12 protein-coding genes are annotated in these 17,818 nt (G+C 68.8%); all 12 read left to right on the top strand.

Going from position 1 to position 17,818, the window contains the following annotated elements; translation table 11 throughout:
• Window positions 1-103 precede the first annotated feature (103 nt).
• The 12 genes from AB0B55_RS25615 (at window position 104) to tuf (ending at window position 17,595) form a co-directional block, all read left to right on the top strand.
• A complete protein-coding gene (locus tag AB0B55_RS25615; protein WP_357126532.1) occupies window positions 104-943 on the top strand; it encodes an ABC transporter ATP-binding protein in 840 nt (279 codons plus the stop codon).
• Window positions 940-1,629 carry a hypothetical protein gene (locus AB0B55_RS25620; RefSeq protein WP_355050770.1) on the top strand — a complete coding sequence of 230 codons (690 nt, stop codon included), beginning with the start codon at window positions 940-942 and terminating at the stop codon, window positions 1,627-1,629. Before AB0B55_RS25615 ends, AB0B55_RS25620 begins: the two co-directional genes overlap by 4 nt.
• A 336-nt stretch (window positions 1,630-1,965) precedes the next feature.
• Window positions 1,966-2,514, top strand: a complete 549-nt coding sequence (rplJ, locus tag AB0B55_RS25625) for a 50S ribosomal protein L10 (protein WP_355050769.1) — start codon at window positions 1,966-1,968, stop codon at window positions 2,512-2,514.
• A gap of 52 nt (window positions 2,515-2,566) precedes the next feature.
• The gene (gene rplL, locus AB0B55_RS25630; RefSeq protein WP_007465324.1) at window positions 2,567-2,950 is read left to right on the top strand and encodes a 50S ribosomal protein L7/L12; all 384 of its coding nucleotides are present in this window, start codon (window positions 2,567-2,569) and stop codon (window positions 2,948-2,950) included.
• 571 nt (window positions 2,951-3,521) lie between these two features.
• Window positions 3,522-6,953 (top strand): DNA-directed RNA polymerase subunit beta, encoded by a 3,432-nt coding sequence (locus AB0B55_RS25635; RefSeq protein ID WP_357126527.1) that lies wholly within the window; start codon window positions 3,522-3,524, stop codon window positions 6,951-6,953.
• Between the two features lie 78 nt (window positions 6,954-7,031).
• Window positions 7,032-10,919, top strand: coding sequence for a DNA-directed RNA polymerase subunit beta' (locus tag AB0B55_RS25640; RefSeq protein ID WP_357126524.1), 3,888 nt, complete (start codon window positions 7,032-7,034; stop codon window positions 10,917-10,919).
• 93 nt (window positions 10,920-11,012) lie between these two features.
• Window positions 11,013-11,381: a hypothetical protein gene (locus AB0B55_RS25645; protein WP_357174361.1), complete on the top strand. Its 369-nt coding sequence runs from the start codon at window positions 11,013-11,015 to the stop codon at window positions 11,379-11,381.
• 905 nt (window positions 11,382-12,286) lie between these two features.
• Complete coding sequence (locus tag AB0B55_RS25650; RefSeq protein WP_357126604.1) at window positions 12,287-12,667, top strand: hypothetical protein; 381 nt, start codon at window positions 12,287-12,289, stop codon at window positions 12,665-12,667.
• Between the two features lie 501 nt (window positions 12,668-13,168).
• Window positions 13,169-13,543 carry a 30S ribosomal protein S12 gene (rpsL, locus tag AB0B55_RS25655; protein ID WP_007465318.1) on the top strand — a complete coding sequence of 125 codons (375 nt, stop codon included), beginning with the start codon at window positions 13,169-13,171 and terminating at the stop codon, window positions 13,541-13,543.
• 1 nt (window position 13,544) lies between these two features.
• Entirely contained in the window at window positions 13,545-14,015 is a 471-nt protein-coding gene (gene rpsG / locus AB0B55_RS25660) for a 30S ribosomal protein S7 (protein WP_007465317.1), read from the top strand.
• A 76-nt stretch (window positions 14,016-14,091) separates the two neighbouring features.
• Window positions 14,092-16,188 (top strand): elongation factor G, encoded by a 2,097-nt coding sequence (gene fusA / locus AB0B55_RS25665; protein WP_357126520.1) that lies wholly within the window; start codon window positions 14,092-14,094, stop codon window positions 16,186-16,188.
• 213 nt (window positions 16,189-16,401) lie between these two features.
• A complete protein-coding gene (tuf, locus tag AB0B55_RS25670; protein ID WP_355050763.1) occupies window positions 16,402-17,595 on the top strand; it encodes an elongation factor Tu in 1,194 nt (397 codons plus the stop codon).
• Window positions 17,596-17,818 lie beyond the last annotated feature (223 nt).

Here is a 17,818-nt window from a genome sequence, read left to right on the forward strand (position 1 = left end):
CTGTGCACGGGGCGCCCGAGTGCGCTGACAACTCGCTCACCCGGGCCGCCGCCACGATCGTGGCGGCGCCCCGGCGCGTTCCGGGTGTGGCAAGCTCGTCCGCATGCGGCTGGAGAACGTCTGGTTGCGGTACCACCGGCGGGGTCCGTGGGTGCTGCGGAGCGTGGACGCGCAGATCGGCCCGGGTGAGGTTGCGGTCGTCCTGGGCCGCAACGGGGTGGGCAAGTCCACCCTGCTCCAGGTGGCCGCCGGGGTGTTGCGGCCGGGCCGGGGTCGGGTCGTCGACCGGCCGGCCCGGGTGGGCTGGGTGCCCGAGCGCTTCCCGGCCGATCAGCCCTTCACCGTGTCCCGCTATCTGACCGGCATGGCCCGCGCGGCTGGGCTGGGACGCTCGGCCGCCGACGAGGCGGTGACGACCTGGACGCGGCGGCTCGGGCTGGACGCGTTCCGCTCGGTGCGCCTCGCGGAGCTGTCCAAGGGCACCGCGCAGAAGGTCGGCCTCGCCCAGGCCATGCTGCGGGCGCCGGGCCTGCTGGTGCTCGACGAGCCGTGGGAGGGCCTGGACGCCGCGACCCGCGAGCTGGTTCCCGAGCTGATCGACGAGGTGCTGGCCGACGGTGGCACGGTCCTGGTCAGCGACCACCGGGGGGAGACGGTCCGGTTGCCGGCCGCGCGCCGTTGGTCGGTGGCCGCGGGCGTGCTGACCGAGGAGACCGCGCCCGCCGACGAGGAGGCCATCGCGGTGGTCGAGGTCGCGGTGCCGGCCGCGCGGGTCGCCGGCACCGTCGCCCGCCTGCGCGCCGAGGGCCATCAGATCCTCCGAGTACGCGCCGACGCCTCCACCACCCCACCCCAGGCGCATCCGCCCACCCCGTCGGCCACGTCGGCGCGGCTCGGGGCGGCCGACGCGATGGTCGAGCCCGACACCGGGGAGGGCCGATGAACGCGCTGGTGCGGATGCGGCTGGCGGGTTTCCTGCGTACCGGACGGGCGTTGGCGCCCCTGCTCGCCGGCCTCGTCGTCCTCGGCACGCTCTACGGCGGCGGCCGGTCCCAGCCGGCGGAGGCGTACGGCGTCTCGGCGGTGGTGCTCTTCCCGGTGCTCGCCTGGCAGACCAAGATCCTGCTGGACATCGAGCCGGACGTGCAGCGTCGGCTGGCCCAGGTGACCGTCGGGGTGGCCCGGGAGCGTCTCGCCGGACTCCTGGCGGCCGGCGCGGCGGCGCTGGTCGCGGTGGCCGTCGCGCTGCTCTTTCCGTGGCTGGTGGGTGGGGTCACCGGCCCGGTCGAGCCGGGTGACCGGTCGGTGCCGGTCGGCATCGCGCTGGGGCTGTGGGCGCACCTGCTGGCCGTACCCGCCGCGGTTGCCCTCGGCGCGCTGGCCAGCCGGGCGTCGGTGGGCGGTGCCGCGTACGGCGTCGCGGTGCTGGCCCTCGGCGGTGTCGGCGCGGTGGCGCTCGGCCTGCGTGGTTCCGTCGCGCCCTGGCTGGTACCGCCGATCATGGCTACCGCCCGGACGACGGCGGGTGACGCCGCCGCGCTGACCCTGCTCGGGCTCACGGCCTGGGCCCTGGCGTGGAGCGTGGCGGTCACCGCCGGCTACCTGTGGCGGCGGCGGGCCCAGGGCTGAGTGGCCCGGCGGCGTGACCCGGCTCACCGGGGGCGATTTGGCGCTGGTCCCGGCGGCACGTACTCTTAACCTCATCCGTGTTATTGCGGATAAGGAACCACCCAGAGACCGCTGGTCACCGTGCTTCGGCACGGTCGAAGGCCCCGCGACGACGGGCGACCCGCGTAGGGCGGCAAGCGTAATTCGGCAGTGAGCATGGTCCGCCGACCGTGACTTCCCGCCGGCCCTCGCCCCGTGCGCCCTGCGCCGGGGCTTTTCGTTGTCGTGCTGCCTTCGTCCCCGCTCCGGCTTCGGCCGTGCCCGGGGACCAGCCTCGAGCAACGAGAGAGGAGGGACATGGCGGACAAGCCGATCCGAGCCGACAAGGCCACGGCCGTCGCTGAGCTGACCGAGAGCTTCCGCAGCGCGGGCGCTACCGTGCTGACCGAGTACCGCGGTCTGACGGTTTCCCAGCTCACCCAGCTGCGGCGATCGCTCGGTGCCGAGACCAGCTACACGGTCGCGAAGAACACGCTGGCGAAGCGTGCCGCGACGGACGCGGGCATCACCGGCCTCGACGAGCTGTTCACCGGTCCTACCGCGCTGACTTTCGTTTCGGGCGACGTCGTCGAGGCGGCGAAGGGGCTTCGCGACTTCGCGAAGGCCAACCCGAAGCTCGTCATCAAGGGCGGTGTCTTCGAGGGCAAGGCCATTTCCGCGGCCGAGGTCACGAAGCTCGCCGACCTGGAGTCCCGTGAGGTGCTGCTGGCCAAGCTGGCCGGCGCGATGAAGGGCAACCTGAGCAAGGCCGCGGCCCTGTTCCAGGCTCCGCTCTCCAAGGCCGCCCGCGCGGCGGCCGCCCTGGCGGACAAGAAGCGCGAGCAGGAGGGCGCCGAGGCGGCCTGAGGCCGCGCGGCGCACCCACGTTCTTTAACAACCTTTAGAAAGGACGCCAGACATGGCGAAGCTCAGCACCGACGAGCTGCTCGACGCGTTCAAGGAGATGACGCTGATCGAGCTCTCTGAGTTCGTGAAGCAGTTCGAGGACACCTTCGAGGTCACCGCCGCCGCTCCGGTCGCGGTTGCCGCCGCCGGTGGCGCTCCGGCCGCCGCCGAGGCCGAGCCGGAGAAGGACGAGTTCGACGTCGTCCTCGAGGCTGACGGTGGCAAGAAGATCCAGGTCATCAAGGTCGTGCGTGAGCTGACCGGCCTGGGCCTCAAGGAGGCCAAGGACGCGGTCGAGTCCGCGCCGAAGGCCATCCTGGAGAAGGTCAACAAGGAGACCGCCGAGAAGGCGAAGGCCAAGCTCGAGGGTGAGGGCGCCAAGGTCACCCTCAAGTGACCTGAGCTCCAACCTGCGCGTACCCGGCTCGGTGAGCTGGGACACGGTCGCGTCGCGGCGGGCGGTGATCCGACACGGATCACCGCCCGCCGTGTTTCGTGGACCGGGCGACAACCGTGCTGAGCTGGGCGCCGATGGTCGGCGCGGGATCATCCGCACGAACGACCGGATCCTCCTGAGGTGGGAAAGAACCGACGACCCGGATACCGGCCCTTGACGCGGCCCCGGCCTGACAGGCACCCTGACACCAGCAAGACACCGCGCTTGCGACGGCCACGATGTGGGTAATGACAGCGACGGCACCATCGGTCGCGGTCACCCGAGCGGCCCAGTGGGGAGTTGCGTTCTGAGCGGCCCGGCAGACCCCGGTGAACGGGGGCCGAGGAGCGTTCCGCAAACGACCTGCGGGGTGGGCTGGACAGCGGTTAGCCTCTCGGCTACACTGCTAGTTTGCGCTGCCTTCCGACTTGACCCCTGCTCGGAAATGTCCGTTTACGGATAATTCTGGTGGGGTCATTGGAGTGCACGCGTACCAGCCGTTCTGCAGCACCGGTCCTCGGAAGGACGCATCTTGGCAGCTTCCCGCCCTGCGAAGACCAGTCGTACGTCGAGCGCATTCGCTCCCCGCCGAGTTTCATTCGGCAGGATCACCGAACACCTCGAGGTCCCCAACCTCCTTGCCATCCAGAACGAGTCCTTCGACTGGCTCGTCGGCAACGAGGCTTGGCAGGGCCGGTCGGCGGACGACCCGCACGCACGCTCGGGTCTCGCGGAGATCCTTGAAGAGATCAGTCCCATTGAGGACTTCTCCGGCACCATGTCGCTCTCCTTCTCGGCGCCGCGCTTCGACGAGGTCAAGGCCTCGATCGAGGAGTGCAAGGAGAAGGACCTGACCTACTGCGCTCCGCTCTTCGTGACCGCGGAGTTCACCAACAACACCACTGGCGAGATCAAGAGCCAGACGGTGTTCATGGGTGACTTCCCGATGATGACGCCCAAGGGCACCTTCGTCATCAACGGCACCGAGCGCGTCGTGGTCAGCCAGCTCGTCCGGTCTCCGGGCGTGTACTTCGACAAGCAGCCGGACAAGACCTCCGACCGCGACCTCTCCAGCGTCAAGGTCATCCCGAGTCGGGGTGCCTGGCTGGAGTTCGACATCGACAAGCGCGACACGGTCGGCGTACGTATCGACCGCAAGCGCCGGCAGGCCGTCACGGTCCTGCTCAAGGCCATCGGATGGTCGGCCGAGCGGATCCGTGAGAAGTTCGGCTGGTCCGAGCTGATGATGACCACGCTCGAGAAGGACCACATCGCCGGCGCCGACGAGGCCCTGCTAGACATCTACCGCAAGCTGCGCCCTGGCGAGCCGCCGACGCGCGAGAACGCCCAGACCCTGCTCGACAACCTCTTCTTCAACCCGAAGAGGTACGACGTGGCCAAGGTCGGGCGCTACAAGTTCAACAAGAAGCTCGAAGTCGACGTGCCGATCACCACCGGCACGCTGACCGAGGACGACATCGTCGCCACCGTGGAGTACCTGTGCCGGCTGCACGCCGGTGAGGACGGCTACGAGGCCGACGACATCGACCACTTCGGCAACCGGCGCCTCCGTACCGTGGGCGAGCTGATCCAGAACCAGGTTCGGGTCGGCCTCTCCCGGATGGAGCGGGTCGTCCGCGAGCGGATGACCACGCAGGACGTCGAGGCGATCACGCCGCAGACCCTGATCAACATCCGCCCGGTGGTGGCGGCGATCAAGGAGTTCTTCGGTACGTCGCAGCTGTCCCAGTTCATGGACCAGACCAACCCGCTGGCGGGCCTGACCCACCGGCGTCGGCTGAGCGCGCTCGGCCCGGGTGGTCTGTCCCGGGAGCGGGCCGGCTTCGAGGTCCGCGACGTGCACCCGTCCCACTACGGCCGGATGTGCCCGATCGAGACGCCGGAAGGCCCGAACATCGGCCTGATCGGCGCGCTGTCCACCTTCGCCCGGGTCAACCCGTTCGGCTTCATCGAGACGCCGTACCGGAAGGTCGTCGAGGGTCGGGTCACCGACCAGATCGACTACCTGACCGCGGACGAGGAGGACCGGTTCGTCAAGGCCCAGGCCAACGCGCGCCTGAAGGCTGACGGCACGTTCGCCGAGGACCGGGTGCTCTGCCGTCGTAAGGGCGGCGAGACCGAGGACGTCGTCCCCGGTGCCGTCGACTACATGGACGTCTCGCCCCGGCAGATGACCTCGGTCGCGACCGCCATGATCCCGTTCCTCGAGCACGACGACGCCAACCGGGCACTGATGGGCGCGAACATGCAGCGCCAGGCGGTGCCGCTGGTCAAGGCCGAGGCGCCGCTCGTGGGTACGGGCATGGAGTACCGGGCCGCGGTCGACGCTGGCGACGTGGTGGTCGCCGAGGTCGGCGGTGTGATCGAGGATCTCTGCGCCGACTACGTCACCATCCACCAGGATGACGGCCACCGCCGGACGTACCTGCTGCACAAGTTCCGCCGCTCCAACGCCGGCTCCTGCGTCAACCAGAAGCCGGTCGTCTTCGAGGGCGACCGCGTCGAGGCCGGTCAGGTCATCGCCGACGGTCCCTGCACCGACGAGGGCGAGATGGCACTCGGACGCAACCTGCTGGTGGCGTTCATGTGCTGGGAGGGCCACAACTACGAGGACGCGATCATCCTGTCGCAGCGCCTCGTGCAGCAGGACGTGCTCACCTCGATCCACATCGAGGAGCACGAGGTCGACGCCCGGGACACCAAGCTCGGTCCGGAGGAGATCACCCGCGACATCCCGAACGTCAGCGAGGAAATGCTCGCCGACCTCGACGAGCGCGGCATCATCCGGATCGGCGCCGAGGTCGTTCCCGGCGACATCCTGGTCGGCAAGGTCACGCCCAAGGGTGAGACCGAGCTGACCCCGGAGGAGCGACTGCTCCGCGCGATCTTCGGTGAGAAGGCGCGTGAGGTTCGGGACACCTCGCTGAAGGTGCCGCACGGCGAGACCGGCACGGTCATCGGTGTGCGCACGTTCTCCCGCGAGGACGGCGACGAGTTGCCGCCGGGCGTCAACGAGCTGGTCCGGGTCTACGTCGCCCAGAAGCGCAAGATCCAGGACGGCGACAAGCTCGCCGGCCGGCACGGCAACAAGGGCGTCATCTCCAAGATCCTCCCGGTCGAGGACATGCCGTTCCTCGAGGACGGCACCCCGGTCGACATCGTGCTCAACCCGCTCGGTGTGCCGAGCCGGATGAACATCGGCCAGGTTCTGGAGACCCACCTCGGGTGGGTGGCCAAGACCGGTTGGAAGGTCGAGGGTGACGACGCCGAGTGGAAGCGCCAGCTCCGCTCGATCGACGCGCACGAGTCCGAGGGTGACACCAACGTGGCCACCCCGGTCTTCGACGGTGCCCGCGAGGAGGAGATCTCCGGTCTGCTCGAGTCGACCCTGCCCAACCGGGACGGCAAGCAGCTGATCGGGCGCACCGGTAAGGCGCAGCTGTTCGACGGTCGTTCCGGTGAGCCTCTGCCGGACCCGATCGCGGTCGGCTACGTCTACATCCTGAAGCTCAACCACCTGGTCGACGACAAGATCCACGCTCGGTCGACCGGTCCGTACTCGATGATCACGCAGCAGCCGCTGGGTGGTAAGGCGCAGTTCGGTGGTCAGCGCTTCGGTGAGATGGAGTGCTGGGCGATGCAGGCGTACGGCGCCGCGTACGCCCTGCAGGAGCTGCTCACGATCAAGTCCGACGACGTGCTCGGCCGGGTGAAGGTCTACGAGGCCATCGTCAAGGGCGAGAACATCCCGGAGCCGGGCATTCCGGAGTCGTTCAAGGTGCTGCTCAAGGAGCTGCAGTCGCTGTGCCTCAATGTCGAGGTGCTGTCCAGCGACGGTGTGGCCCTGGAGATGCGCGAGACCGACGACGAGGTGTTCCGGGCCGCGGAGGAGCTGGGCATCGACCTGTCCCGGCGCGAGCCGAGCTCGGTCGAAGAGGTGTAAGTGGTGCGGGTCGGGGGCCTTCGGGCTCCCGACCCCCGCCCGTGATCTAGCTGTAAAGACGACGACATAGGGGACATAGTGCTCGACGTCAACTTCTTCGACGAGCTGCGCATTGGTCTCGCCACCGCCGACGACATCCGTCAGTGGTCGCACGGCGAGGTCAAGAAGCCTGAGACCATCAACTACCGCACCCTGAAGCCGGAGAAGGACGGGCTCTTCTGCGAGAAGATCTTCGGTCCGCAGCGGGACTGGGAGTGCTACTGCGGTAAGTACAAGCGCGTCCGGTTCAAGGGCATCATCTGCGAGCGCTGCGGCGTCGAGGTGACCCGCTCCAAGGTTCGTCGTGAGCGGATGGGGCACATCGAGCTCGCCGCTCCGGTGACCCACATCTGGTACTTCAAGGGCGTTCCGAGCCGGCTGGGCTACCTGCTGGACCTCGCCCCGAAGGATCTCGAAAAGATCATCTACTTCGCCTCGTACGTCGTGACGAGCGTGGACGCGGAGTCGCGTCACCGTGACCTCTCGACGATCGAGAACGAGATCCTGGCCGAGAAGCGGCAGTCCGAGAACAGCCGCGACTCGGAGATCGAGAAGCGGGCCGCCAAGCTCGAGGCCGACCTGGCCGAGCTGGAGGCCGAGGGTGCCAAGGCGGACGTCCGGCGCAAGGTCAAGGAGGGCGGAGAGCGCGAGATGCGCCAGATCCGCGACCGGGCCCAGCGCGAGATCGACCGCCTGGACGAGGTGCTGGACACCTTCCGCAAGCTGGAGCCGAAGCAGCTTGTCACCGACGAGCTGCTCTACCGCGAGCTGCGCGACCGGTTCGGTGAGTACTTCACCGGCTCGATGGGCGCGGAGGCCATCAAGGCGCTGGTCCAGAACATGGACCTCGACGCCGAGGCCGAGAGCCTGCGCGAGACCATCCGGTCCGGCAAGGGCCAGCGGAAGATCCGGGCGCTCAAGCGGCTCAAGGTCGTCGCGGCGTTCCTGAACACCCGCAACTCGCCGCTCGGCATGGTGCTGGACTGCGTCCCGGTCATCCCGCCGGACCTGCGCCCGATGGTGCAGCTCGACGGTGGCCGGTTCGCGACCTCGGACCTCAACGACCTGTACCGCCGCGTGATCAACCGGAACAACCGCCTCAAGCGGCTGATCGACCTCGGCGCGCCCGAGATCATCGTCAACAACGAGAAGCGGATGCTCCAGGAGGCCGTCGACGCGCTGTTCGACAACGGTCGTCGTGGCCGGCCGGTCACCGGTCCGGGTAACCGCCCGCTCAAGTCGCTGTCCGACATGCTCAAGGGCAAGCAGGGCCGGTTCCGCCAGAACCTGCTGGGCAAGCGCGTCGACTACTCCGGCCGTTCGGTCATCGTGGTCGGCCCGAAGCTCAAGCTGCACCAGTGCGGCCTGCCCAAGCAGATGGCCCTGGAGCTGTTCAAGCCGTTCGTCATGAAGCGGCTGGTCGACCTCAACCACGCGCAGAACATCAAGTCCGCCAAGCGGATGGTCGAGCGTCAGCGCCCGGTCGTGTGGGACGTGCTGGAAGAGGTCATCGGCGAGCACCCGGTGCTGCTCAACCGGGCGCCGACCCTGCACCGTCTGGGCATCCAGGCGTTCGAGCCGCAGCTGGTCGAGGGCAAGGCCATCCAGATCCACCCGCTGGTCTGCACCGCGTTCAACGCGGACTTCGACGGTGACCAGATGGCGGTGCACGTGCCGCTGTCCGCCGAGGCCCAGGCCGAGGCGCGGATCCTGATGCTGTCGTCGAACAACATCCTCAAGCCGGCCGACGGCAAGCCGGTCACCATGCCCACCCAGGACATGGTCATCGGCCTGTACCACCTCACCCACCTCACCGCCGGTGAGAAGGGCGAGGGCCGGGCGTTCAGCTCGGACGCCGAGGCGCGGATGGCGTTCGACAACGGTGAGCTGCACCTGCAGGCTCCGGTGAAGATCCGCCTGCGGAACGTGATCGGTGTCGACAACGGCGCCGGCGCCGAGGCGTGGACCGCTCCGGAGGGCTGGGTCGAGGGTGAGCCGCTGACCGTGGAGACCACCCTCGGTCGGGTGCTGTTCAACGAGACGCTGCCGCAGGGCTACCGCTTCGTGAACTACGAGATCCGCAAGGGTCAGCTCTCCGCGATCGTCAACGACCTCGCCGAGCGCTTCCCCAAGGTGGCTCTCGCGGCCACCCTGGACGGGCTCAAGGAGGCCGGCTTCCACTGGGCCACCTGGTCCGGCGTGACGATCGGCATGGAGGACGTCATCGCCCCGCCGCGCAAGGCGGAGATCCTGGCGAAGTACGAGAAGGAAGCCGACCGGATCGACAAGCAGTACCAGCGTGGTCTGATGACCGCCGAGGAGCGTCGCGGCGAACTCATCGAGATCTGGACCAAGGCGACCAACGAGGTCGCCAAGGAGATGGACACCGCGCTGCCGCAGGAGAACCCACTGTGGAAGATGATCAACTCGGGTGCTCGCGGTAACCTGCTCCAGCTCCGGCAGATCGCGGCGATCCGTGGTCTGGTGGCCAACCCGAAGGGCGAGATCATCCCGCGGCCGATCAAGGCCAGCTACCGGGAGGGTCTGTCCGTGCTGGAGTACTTCATCTCCACGCACGGTGCCCGTAAGGGTCTCGCCGACACCGCGCTGCGGACCGCCGACTCGGGTTACCTGACCCGTCGTCTGGTGGACGTCTCCCAGGACGTCATCATCCGCGAGGAGGACTGCGGCACCGACCGGGCGATCCCGATGCAGATCGGCGAGAAGCTCGACGGCAAGCTCGTCGTCCACACCCACGCCGAGACCAGCGTGCACGCCCGGACCCTGGCCGACGACATCAAGGGGCCGGACGGCACCGTGGTGGCCGAGCGCGGCCAGGACATCAACTCCATCGGGGTCGACAAGATCGTCGCCGCTGGTGTGGAGACGGTCCGGGTGCGCAGCGTGCTCACCTGCGAGTCGAAGCTGGGCGTCTGCGCGGCCTGCTACGGCCGTTCGCTGCCGACCGGCAAGTCGGTCGACATCGGTGAGGCCGTCGGCATCATCGCCGCCCAGTCCATCGGTGAGCCGGGTACGCAGCTGACGATGCGTACCTTCCACACCGGTGGTGTCGCGGGTGAGGACATCACCCAGGGTCTGCCGCGTGTGCAGGAAATCTTCGAGGCCCGGGTCCCGAAGGGTAAGGCGCCCATCGCCGACACCCCCGGTCGGATCCGCATCGAGGACGGCGAGCGCTCGCGGAAGATCATCGTGGTGCCGGACGACGGCAGCGAAGAGATCGTCTACGACAAGATCTCGAAGCGCGTCAAGCTCCGGACCCACGACGGCGGCCACGTCGCGGTCGGCGAGAAGCTGACCGAGGGCACCATCGACCCGCACGAGCTTCTGCGGATCATGGGTCCGCGTGCGGTCCAGGTCCACCTGACCAGTGAGGTCCAGGAGGTCTACCGCTCGCAGGGTGTGCTCATCCACGACAAGCACATCGAGATCATCATCCGCCAGATGCTCAAGCGGGTGACGGTCATCGACTCCGGCTCGACCGAGTTCCTGCCGGGCGTGCTCGTCGACCGGGCGCTGTTCGAGTCGGAGAACCGCCGACTCGTGTCGGAGGGTGGCGAGCCCGCCGCCGGCCGTCCGGTGCTGATGGGTATCACCAAGGCCTCGCTGGCCACCGACTCCTGGCTCTCCGCGGCCTCCTTCCAGGAGACCACGCGGGTGCTGACCGACGCTGCGATCAACTCGCGCAGCGACTCGCTGGTCGGCCTCAAGGAGAACGTGATCATCGGTAAGCTCATCCCGGCCGGTACGGGCATCAGCAAGTACCGCAACGTCCGGGTCGAGCCGACCGAGGAGGCCAAGGCCAAGGTCTACTCGATGACCGGTTACCCGGAGACCGACTACGGTTTCGGGCCGGCCAGTGGGCAGGCTGTGCCGCTGGACGACTTCGATTTCGGGTCGTACCGCTAAGCACCAGACAACGACGAGGCCCCCGGCATCCGCCGGGGGCCTCGTCGTTCCCGGACCGCCCTGCCAGCGGACCGGGTTGGGCATGATGGAGGCATGACGACCGCATCCGGGCAGGTGTCCGTCGCCTCTTCAGGCCTGCGCCACCCGCTCGACCCGGATCCGGCCCGCGCCACCAAGGCGCGGGCGGTCTTCGCGCTGGGTCTGCTCGGCATGCTGACCGGGCTGTTCATCGGCGGGGTGGTGCCCGCGACGGTGGCGCTCCAGCTGGCCCGGCAGGCCCGCCGGGAGGCGTACGCCTCGGGGGGTTTCCTCACCGGAAGCGTCTGGCTGCAGCGGGGGGAGCGGATGGCCTGGACCGGTCTGGCGTTGGTCGCGGTCAGCGTGGTCGTCGTCGTGGTGATCGGCGTGGTCCGGCTGGCGGGCACGCCGTTCGGCCACGACTACCCCTCGAACATGGACTGAGGCATGCGGCGACCGCGCCCGGCGCGGACGGCGCCGCCTCCGGCGGTAGCCTGGCCGGTGTCCGCCGCGCGCGCTGGCGGCCCAGTCGACAGGAGGACTTCGTGACGGAACCGGCGCGGCCCCCGGCGGACGAACCAGCCGGGCATCCTGACGTGCCGGCTCCGGGCGCGACTCCCGGCTCGCCGGGTCCGGACGCGGCTCCCGGCTCGCCGGCTCCGGACGCGGCTCCCGGCTTGCCGGCTCCGGACGCGGCTCCCGGCTCGCCGGCTCCCGGCGTGGCCTCCTCCGCGCCGGCTCCGGACGCGGCTCCCTCGAAACCAGCTGTCGATGCCACCTCCGGCCCGAATCCGACCGCGGCGTCTTCCCCGGGGGTCGGCTCACCTGCCTCCTCCGATTCCGGTTCCACCGCGCCGGCGTCGAGCGCGTCGTCCGCACCGGTTTCGGATTTCGGGCCGATGCCCTCGGCGTGGAGTGAGTGGGCGCAACCGGAGGCGGGCGGACAGCCGGCGCCGACGACCGGCGCCCCTGCTGCGGGTACGCCCTCGTCGGCGGGCTGGGGTCCGCCGCCCTCGCCCGCCTGGGGTCCGCCCGCGGCCGAGTGGGGCGGGGTCTTCCCGCCCGGTTACCACCAGCCCCACCCTGCCGCCGGTACGCCGGTGCCGTACGGCTGGGCCCAACCGCCGTCGGGGCCCGCCGCCGCAGACGGGTGGGGGCAGCCACCGTCCGGACCGGGCACGCCGGCCGGTTGGGGCCACCCATCGTCGGGACCGCCCGGCTGGGGGCAGCCCTCGTCCGGGCCGGGCCCCTGGGGGCAGCCGGTGCCGGGGCACTTCCCCGCCTGGGGTACGGCCCCCGCCCGGCCGGTGCCGCCACCCACCGATGAGCAGCGGAGGCCGCCGAAGCGGGTGGAGGCGGTGCCCGGCACCCCGTTCGGGGTGGTGCACCTGGACGTGCCGCCGGTGACCGCCGGGCTGGCGACGGGGTCGCTGGTGGCCGGCATCGCGTCGATCCTGGTCTCGCTGCTGGTGATCTGCGTCGGTGTGGCCTTCGGGGCCCGTGGGGGAGTGTGGGTCTCGGGCGCCTTCACGGTGCTGGGGGTGCTGGCGGGGTTGGCAGCGGTCGTCACCGGCCTGCTGGGCCAGCGACAGATCCGCCGGGCGGCGGCGCCGTCGGCGGTGCGGTTCACCGGTCGGGGGCTCGCGGTGGCCGGCGTCAGCTGCGGCGCGGCGGGCGCCCTGCTGAGCCTGTTGGGTCTGGGGCTGGGGTTGCTGATCAGTCTGACGTGACAGGGGCGCGGGGACGGGTCCGTGGATCAGGTGGTGCCTGGGGGCCTGCCCGGGGGCGACGGGTGCTTCGGCGGGGAAGCCGGTACACTTGTGTTTGTAGGTGCCCATCGCGGGTGCCGAGGCGGGACGCGATCCGGCCGGCGAGGGGTGAGACGTTCGCCGACCCATTCCGTTTTGACCTGGGCGGCTGTGGTAGGTACTCTTTCCCCTTGTGCCCGGGCGTGCCCGGGCAACTCGTGCGTGCGCTGGTTCCGGAGTCCGGACGGCGGCACGACAAGCCAAAGATCCGGAGCGGGGCGATCCGCGTGCCGGTGACAGAAAACCCGGTACGTCCGCGACAGCGTCCGCACCGGGACCGTGAGCTGGGCGACACGCCCGACCGCGGGTGCCGGGGCCTCCGCAAGGTGACCCTGGTCGGAATGTAGGAGAGCCGGTCATCAGGCTGGCTAACGAGCAGACGGCGCGGCCGCAGACAGCGGCCGAAGGGAGCGGAGAAACCCGGTGCCCACCATTCAGCAGCTGGTCCGAAAGGGCCGTCAGGCCAAGACGACCAAGACCAAGACCCCTGCGCTCAAGGGGTCTCCCCAGCGGCGCGGCGTGTGCACCCGCGTGTACACCACCACCCCGAAGAAGCCGAACTCGGCGCTGCGCAAGGTCGCTCGTGTCAAGCTCAGCAGCCAGATCGAGGTAACCGCGTACATCCCGGGTGTCGGCCACAACCTGCAGGAGCACTCGATCGTGCTCGTGCGTGGCGGTCGTGTGAAGGACCTCCCCGGCGTGCGTTACAAGATCGTCCGCGGCTCGCTGGACACCCAGGGTGTCCGCAACCGCAAGCAGGCGCGCAGCCGTTACGGCGCGAAGAAGGAGAAGAGCTGACATGCCGCGTAAGGGACCCGCTCCGCGGCGGCCGCTGGTCGCTGACCCGGTGTACAACTCGCCGCTGGTCACCCAGCTGGTGAACAAGATCCTGCTGCGCGGCAAGCGCCAGCTCGCCGAGTCGATCGTGTACGCGGCCCTCGAGGGCTGCCGCGAGAAGTCCGGCACCGACCCGGTCGTCACCCTCAAGCGGGCGATGGACAACGTCAAGCCGACCCTCGAGGTGCGCAGCCGTCGTGTCGGTGGCGCCACCTACCAGGTGCCGGTCGAGGTCCGCCCCACCCGGGCTACCACGCTGGGCCTGCGCTGGCTGGTGACCTACTCCCGCGCCCGGCGCGAGAAGACCATGGTCGAGCGGCTGATGAACGAGCTGCTGGACGCGAGCAACGGCCTCGGCGCCGCCGTCAAGCGGCGCGAGGACACGCACAAGATGGCCGAGTCCAACAAGGCCTTCGCGCACTACCGCTGGTAACACCTGAGGTTCCGGCGCCCACCGGGCGCCGGAACCGCCACCAGTTGAGTCGAGACGACGATAAGTAGGGATTGAAGTGGCCGCCGCAGACGCGCTCGCCAACGTACGCAACATCGGCATCATGGCGCACATCGATGCCGGTAAGACCACGACCACCGAGCGAATCCTGTTCTACACCGGCATCACGTACAAGATCGGTGAGGTCCACGAGGGCGCCGCCGTCATGGACTGGATGGAGCAGGAGCAGGAGCGTGGTATCACCATCACCTCCGCTGCCACCAAGTGTGAGTGGAAGGGCCACACGATCCAGATCATCGACACGCCTGGCCACGTCGACTTCACGGTCGAGGTCGAGCGGTCGCTGCGGGTCCTGGATGGTGCGGTCGCGGTCTACGACGGTGTCGCCGGCGTCGAGCCGCAGACGGAGAACGTCTGGCGGCAGGCCGACAAGTACAACGTCCCGCGGATGTGCTTCGTCAACAAGCTCGACCGGACCGGTGCCGACTTCTTCCGCTGCGTGCAGATGATGATCGACCGGCTCAACGCCACCCCGCTGGTGCTCCAGATCCCGATCGGGCTCGAGGGCGACCACATCGGTGTCGTCGACCTGGTCGGCATGCGCGCCCTCACCTGGCGCGGGGAGACCCAGAAGGGTGAGGACTACGCGATCGAGGAGATCCCGGCCGAGCTGGCCGACTCCGCGGCCGAGTGGCGCGAGAAGCTGATGGAGACCCTCGCCGACGTCGACGACTCGGTGATGGAGAAGTACCTGGAAGGCGAGGAGGTCTCCATCGAGGAGATCAAGGCCGCCATCCGGCGTGCCACCATCGCCGGCAAGGCCAACCCGGTGCTGTGCGGCTCGGCGTTCAAGAACAAGGGCGTCCAGCCCATGCTCGACGCCGTGGTCGACTTCCTGCCGTCGCCGCTGGACGTTCCGGCGATCGAGGGTACGGCCACCGACGGTGAGACCCCGCTGCTGCGCAAGCCGTCCAACTCGGAGCCCTTCTCCGGTCTGGCCTTCAAGATCCAGACGGACAAGCACCTGGGCAAGCTTACCTACGTGCGCGTCTACTCCGGCACGCTCGACTCCGGCTCCCAGGTGGTCAACTCCACCAAGGACCGCAAGGAGCGGATCGGCAAGATCTACCAGATGCACGCCAACAAGCGGGAAGAGCGTCCGTCGGCGCAGGCCGGCGACATCATCGCCGTGCAGGGTCTCAAGCAGACCACCACCGGCGACACGCTCTCCGACCCGGCGAACCCGGTCATCCTGGAGTCGATGACCTTCCCGGAGCCGGTCATCTCGGTGGCGATCGAGCCGAAGACCAAGTCTGACCAGGAGAAGCTGGGTACGGCCATCCAGCGCCTGGCCGAGGAGGACCCGACCTTCCGCGTCCAGCTGGACGAGGAGACCGGTCAGACGGTCATCTCCGGCATGGGCGAGCTGCACCTGGACATCCTGGTCGACCGGATGCGCCGCGAGTTCAACGTCGAGGCCAACGTCGGCAAGCCGCAGGTGGCGTACCGCGAGACCATCCGCCGCAAGGTGGAGAAGGTCGAGTACACCCACAAGAAGCAGACCGGTGGCTCCGGCCAGTACGCCCGCGTCATCGTGAGCGTCGAGCCGCTGCCGCTGGACAACGACTCGCCGACCTACGAGTTCGCCAACGCCGTCAGCGGCGGTCGCATCCCGCGGGAGTTCATCCCGTCGGTCGACGCCGGTGCGCAGGACGCCATGCAGTACGGCATCCTCGCGGGCTTCCCGCTCGTCGGTGTGAAGCTGACGCTGCTGGACGGTCAGTACCACGAGGTCGACTCGTCGGAAATGGCATTCAAGATCGCCGGCTCGATGGTGATGAAGGACGCGGCCCGCAAGGCCGATCCCGCGTTGCTTGAGCCGATGATGGCCGTTGAGGTCACCACTCCTGAGGAGAACATGGGTGACGTCATCGGTGACCTCAACTCCCGCCGCGGCATCATCCAGGCGATGGAGGAGCGCAGCGGCGCCCGCATCGTGAGGGCTCTGGTGCCGTTGTCGGAGATGTTCGGCTACGTCGGCGACCTGCGGTCGAAGACCCAGGGCCGGGCTAGCTACAGCATGCAGTTCGACTCCTACGCGGAGGTTCCGCAGAGCGTCGCGAAGGAGATCATCGCGAAGGCAACGGGCGAGTAACTGCCCCGAGCAGGTGATTCGTGGTCGGTCGCGGGTGACTCAACCCGCCCGCGGCCACCACGATCGGATCGCGTGAGACCGGGCCTGTAGGCTTCATCGCCGCAGAACCCACAAAGGCTCTCCGGCCGTCAGGCCGGAAAGGCTGTCGACAGAGTCCTAAGCGCCGACCGGCGCGCCGGGCGTACGAACCAAGAAGTCCACAGGAGGACACCAGTGGCGAAGGCTAAGTTCGAGCGGACTAAGCCGCACGTCAACATCGGCACCATTGGTCACATCGACCACGGTAAGACGACGCTGACGGCGGCCATCACCAAGGTCCTGCACGACCAGTACCCGGACCTGAACCCGTACACGCCGTTCGACGAGATCGACAAGGCGCCGGAGGAGAAGGCCCGCGGCATCACGATCTCGATCGCGCACGTCGAGTACCAGACCGAGTCGCGGCACTACGCGCACGTGGACTGCCCCGGCCACGCGGACTACATCAAGAACATGATCACCGGTGCCGCGCAGATGGACGGCGCGATCCTGGTGGTCGCGGCGACCGACGGCCCGATGCCGCAGACCCGTGAGCACGTGCTGCTCGCGCGTCAGGTTGGCGTGCCGTACATCGTCGTGGCGCTCAACAAGAGCGACATGGTCGACGACGAGGAGCTCCTGGAGCTCGTCGAGCTCGAGGTCCGTGAGCTGCTCTCCTCGCAGGAGTACCCGGGTGACGACCTGCCGGTCGTGCGGGTTTCGGCGCTGAAGGCCCTCGAGGGTGACCCCGAGTGGACCGGCAAGCTCCTGGACCTGATGACCGCGGTCGACACCGCGATCCCGCAGCCGGAGCGCGAGACCGAGAAGCCGTTCCTCATGCCCATCGAGGACGTCTTCACGATCACCGGTCGTGGCACCGTCGTCACCGGTCGCGCCGAGCGCGGCATCCTCAAGCCGAACGAGGAGGTGGAGATCGTCGGTATCCGCGAGAAGTCGCAGAAGACGGTCTGCACCGGTATTGAGATGTTCCGCAAGCTGCTCGACGAGGCCCGCGCGGGCGAGAACGTCGGTCTGCTGCTGCGTGGCATCAAGCGCGAGGACGTCGAGCGCGGCATGGTGGTCGTCAAGCCGGGCACCACGACCCCGCACACGGAGTTCGAGGCGACGGTCTACATCCTCTCCAAGGAGGAGGGCGGCCGGCACACCCCGTTCTTCCAGAACTACCGCCCGCAGTTCTACTTCCGGACCACGGACGTCACCGGTGTCGTCACCCTCCCCGAGGGCACCGAGATGGTCATGCCGGGTGACAACACCACCATGTCGGTGAAGCTGATCCAGCCCATCGCCATGGAGGAGAACCTCAAGTTCGCGATCCGCGAGGGTGGCCGCACCGTCGGCGCCGGGTTCGTCACCAAGATCCAGAAGTGACCTGGGTAACCCCGATTAGACCCGCCGCCGGTCGTGCGGCATACTAGTCAGGTTGCGTAACGACAGTTCGTCGCCTGTGTTCGGCTTTCGCTGAACCTCCGGGTGGCGAGGCAGTCGAGCGTAGGGTGGTTGGCGGCCCAGTCGCCAACCACCCTCGCACGGCGTTCAGGTCGCGGTAGTGCGATCGGCGCCTTGACCCACCGCGCGGTCAGCACCACTCCGG

The organism is Micromonospora sp. NPDC049107, assembly GCF_040648595.1.
Classification (GTDB): Bacteria; Actinomycetota; Actinomycetes; order Mycobacteriales; family Micromonosporaceae; genus Micromonospora.

Coding starts and splice junctions, on each gene's coding strand:
- AB0B55_RS25615 (WP_357126532.1), top strand. CDS start 104: ATGCGGCTGGAGAACGTCTGGTTGCGGTACCACCGGCGGGGTCCGTGG.
- AB0B55_RS25620 (WP_355050770.1), top strand. CDS start 940: ATGAACGCGCTGGTGCGGATGCGGCTGGCGGGTTTCCTGCGTACCGGA.
- rplJ (WP_355050769.1), top strand. CDS start 1,966: ATGGCGGACAAGCCGATCCGAGCCGACAAGGCCACGGCCGTCGCTGAG.
- rplL (WP_007465324.1), top strand. CDS start 2,567: ATGGCGAAGCTCAGCACCGACGAGCTGCTCGACGCGTTCAAGGAGATG.
- AB0B55_RS25645 (WP_357174361.1), top strand. CDS start 11,013: ATGACGACCGCATCCGGGCAGGTGTCCGTCGCCTCTTCAGGCCTGCGC.
- rpsG (WP_007465317.1), top strand. CDS start 13,545: ATGCCGCGTAAGGGACCCGCTCCGCGGCGGCCGCTGGTCGCTGACCCG.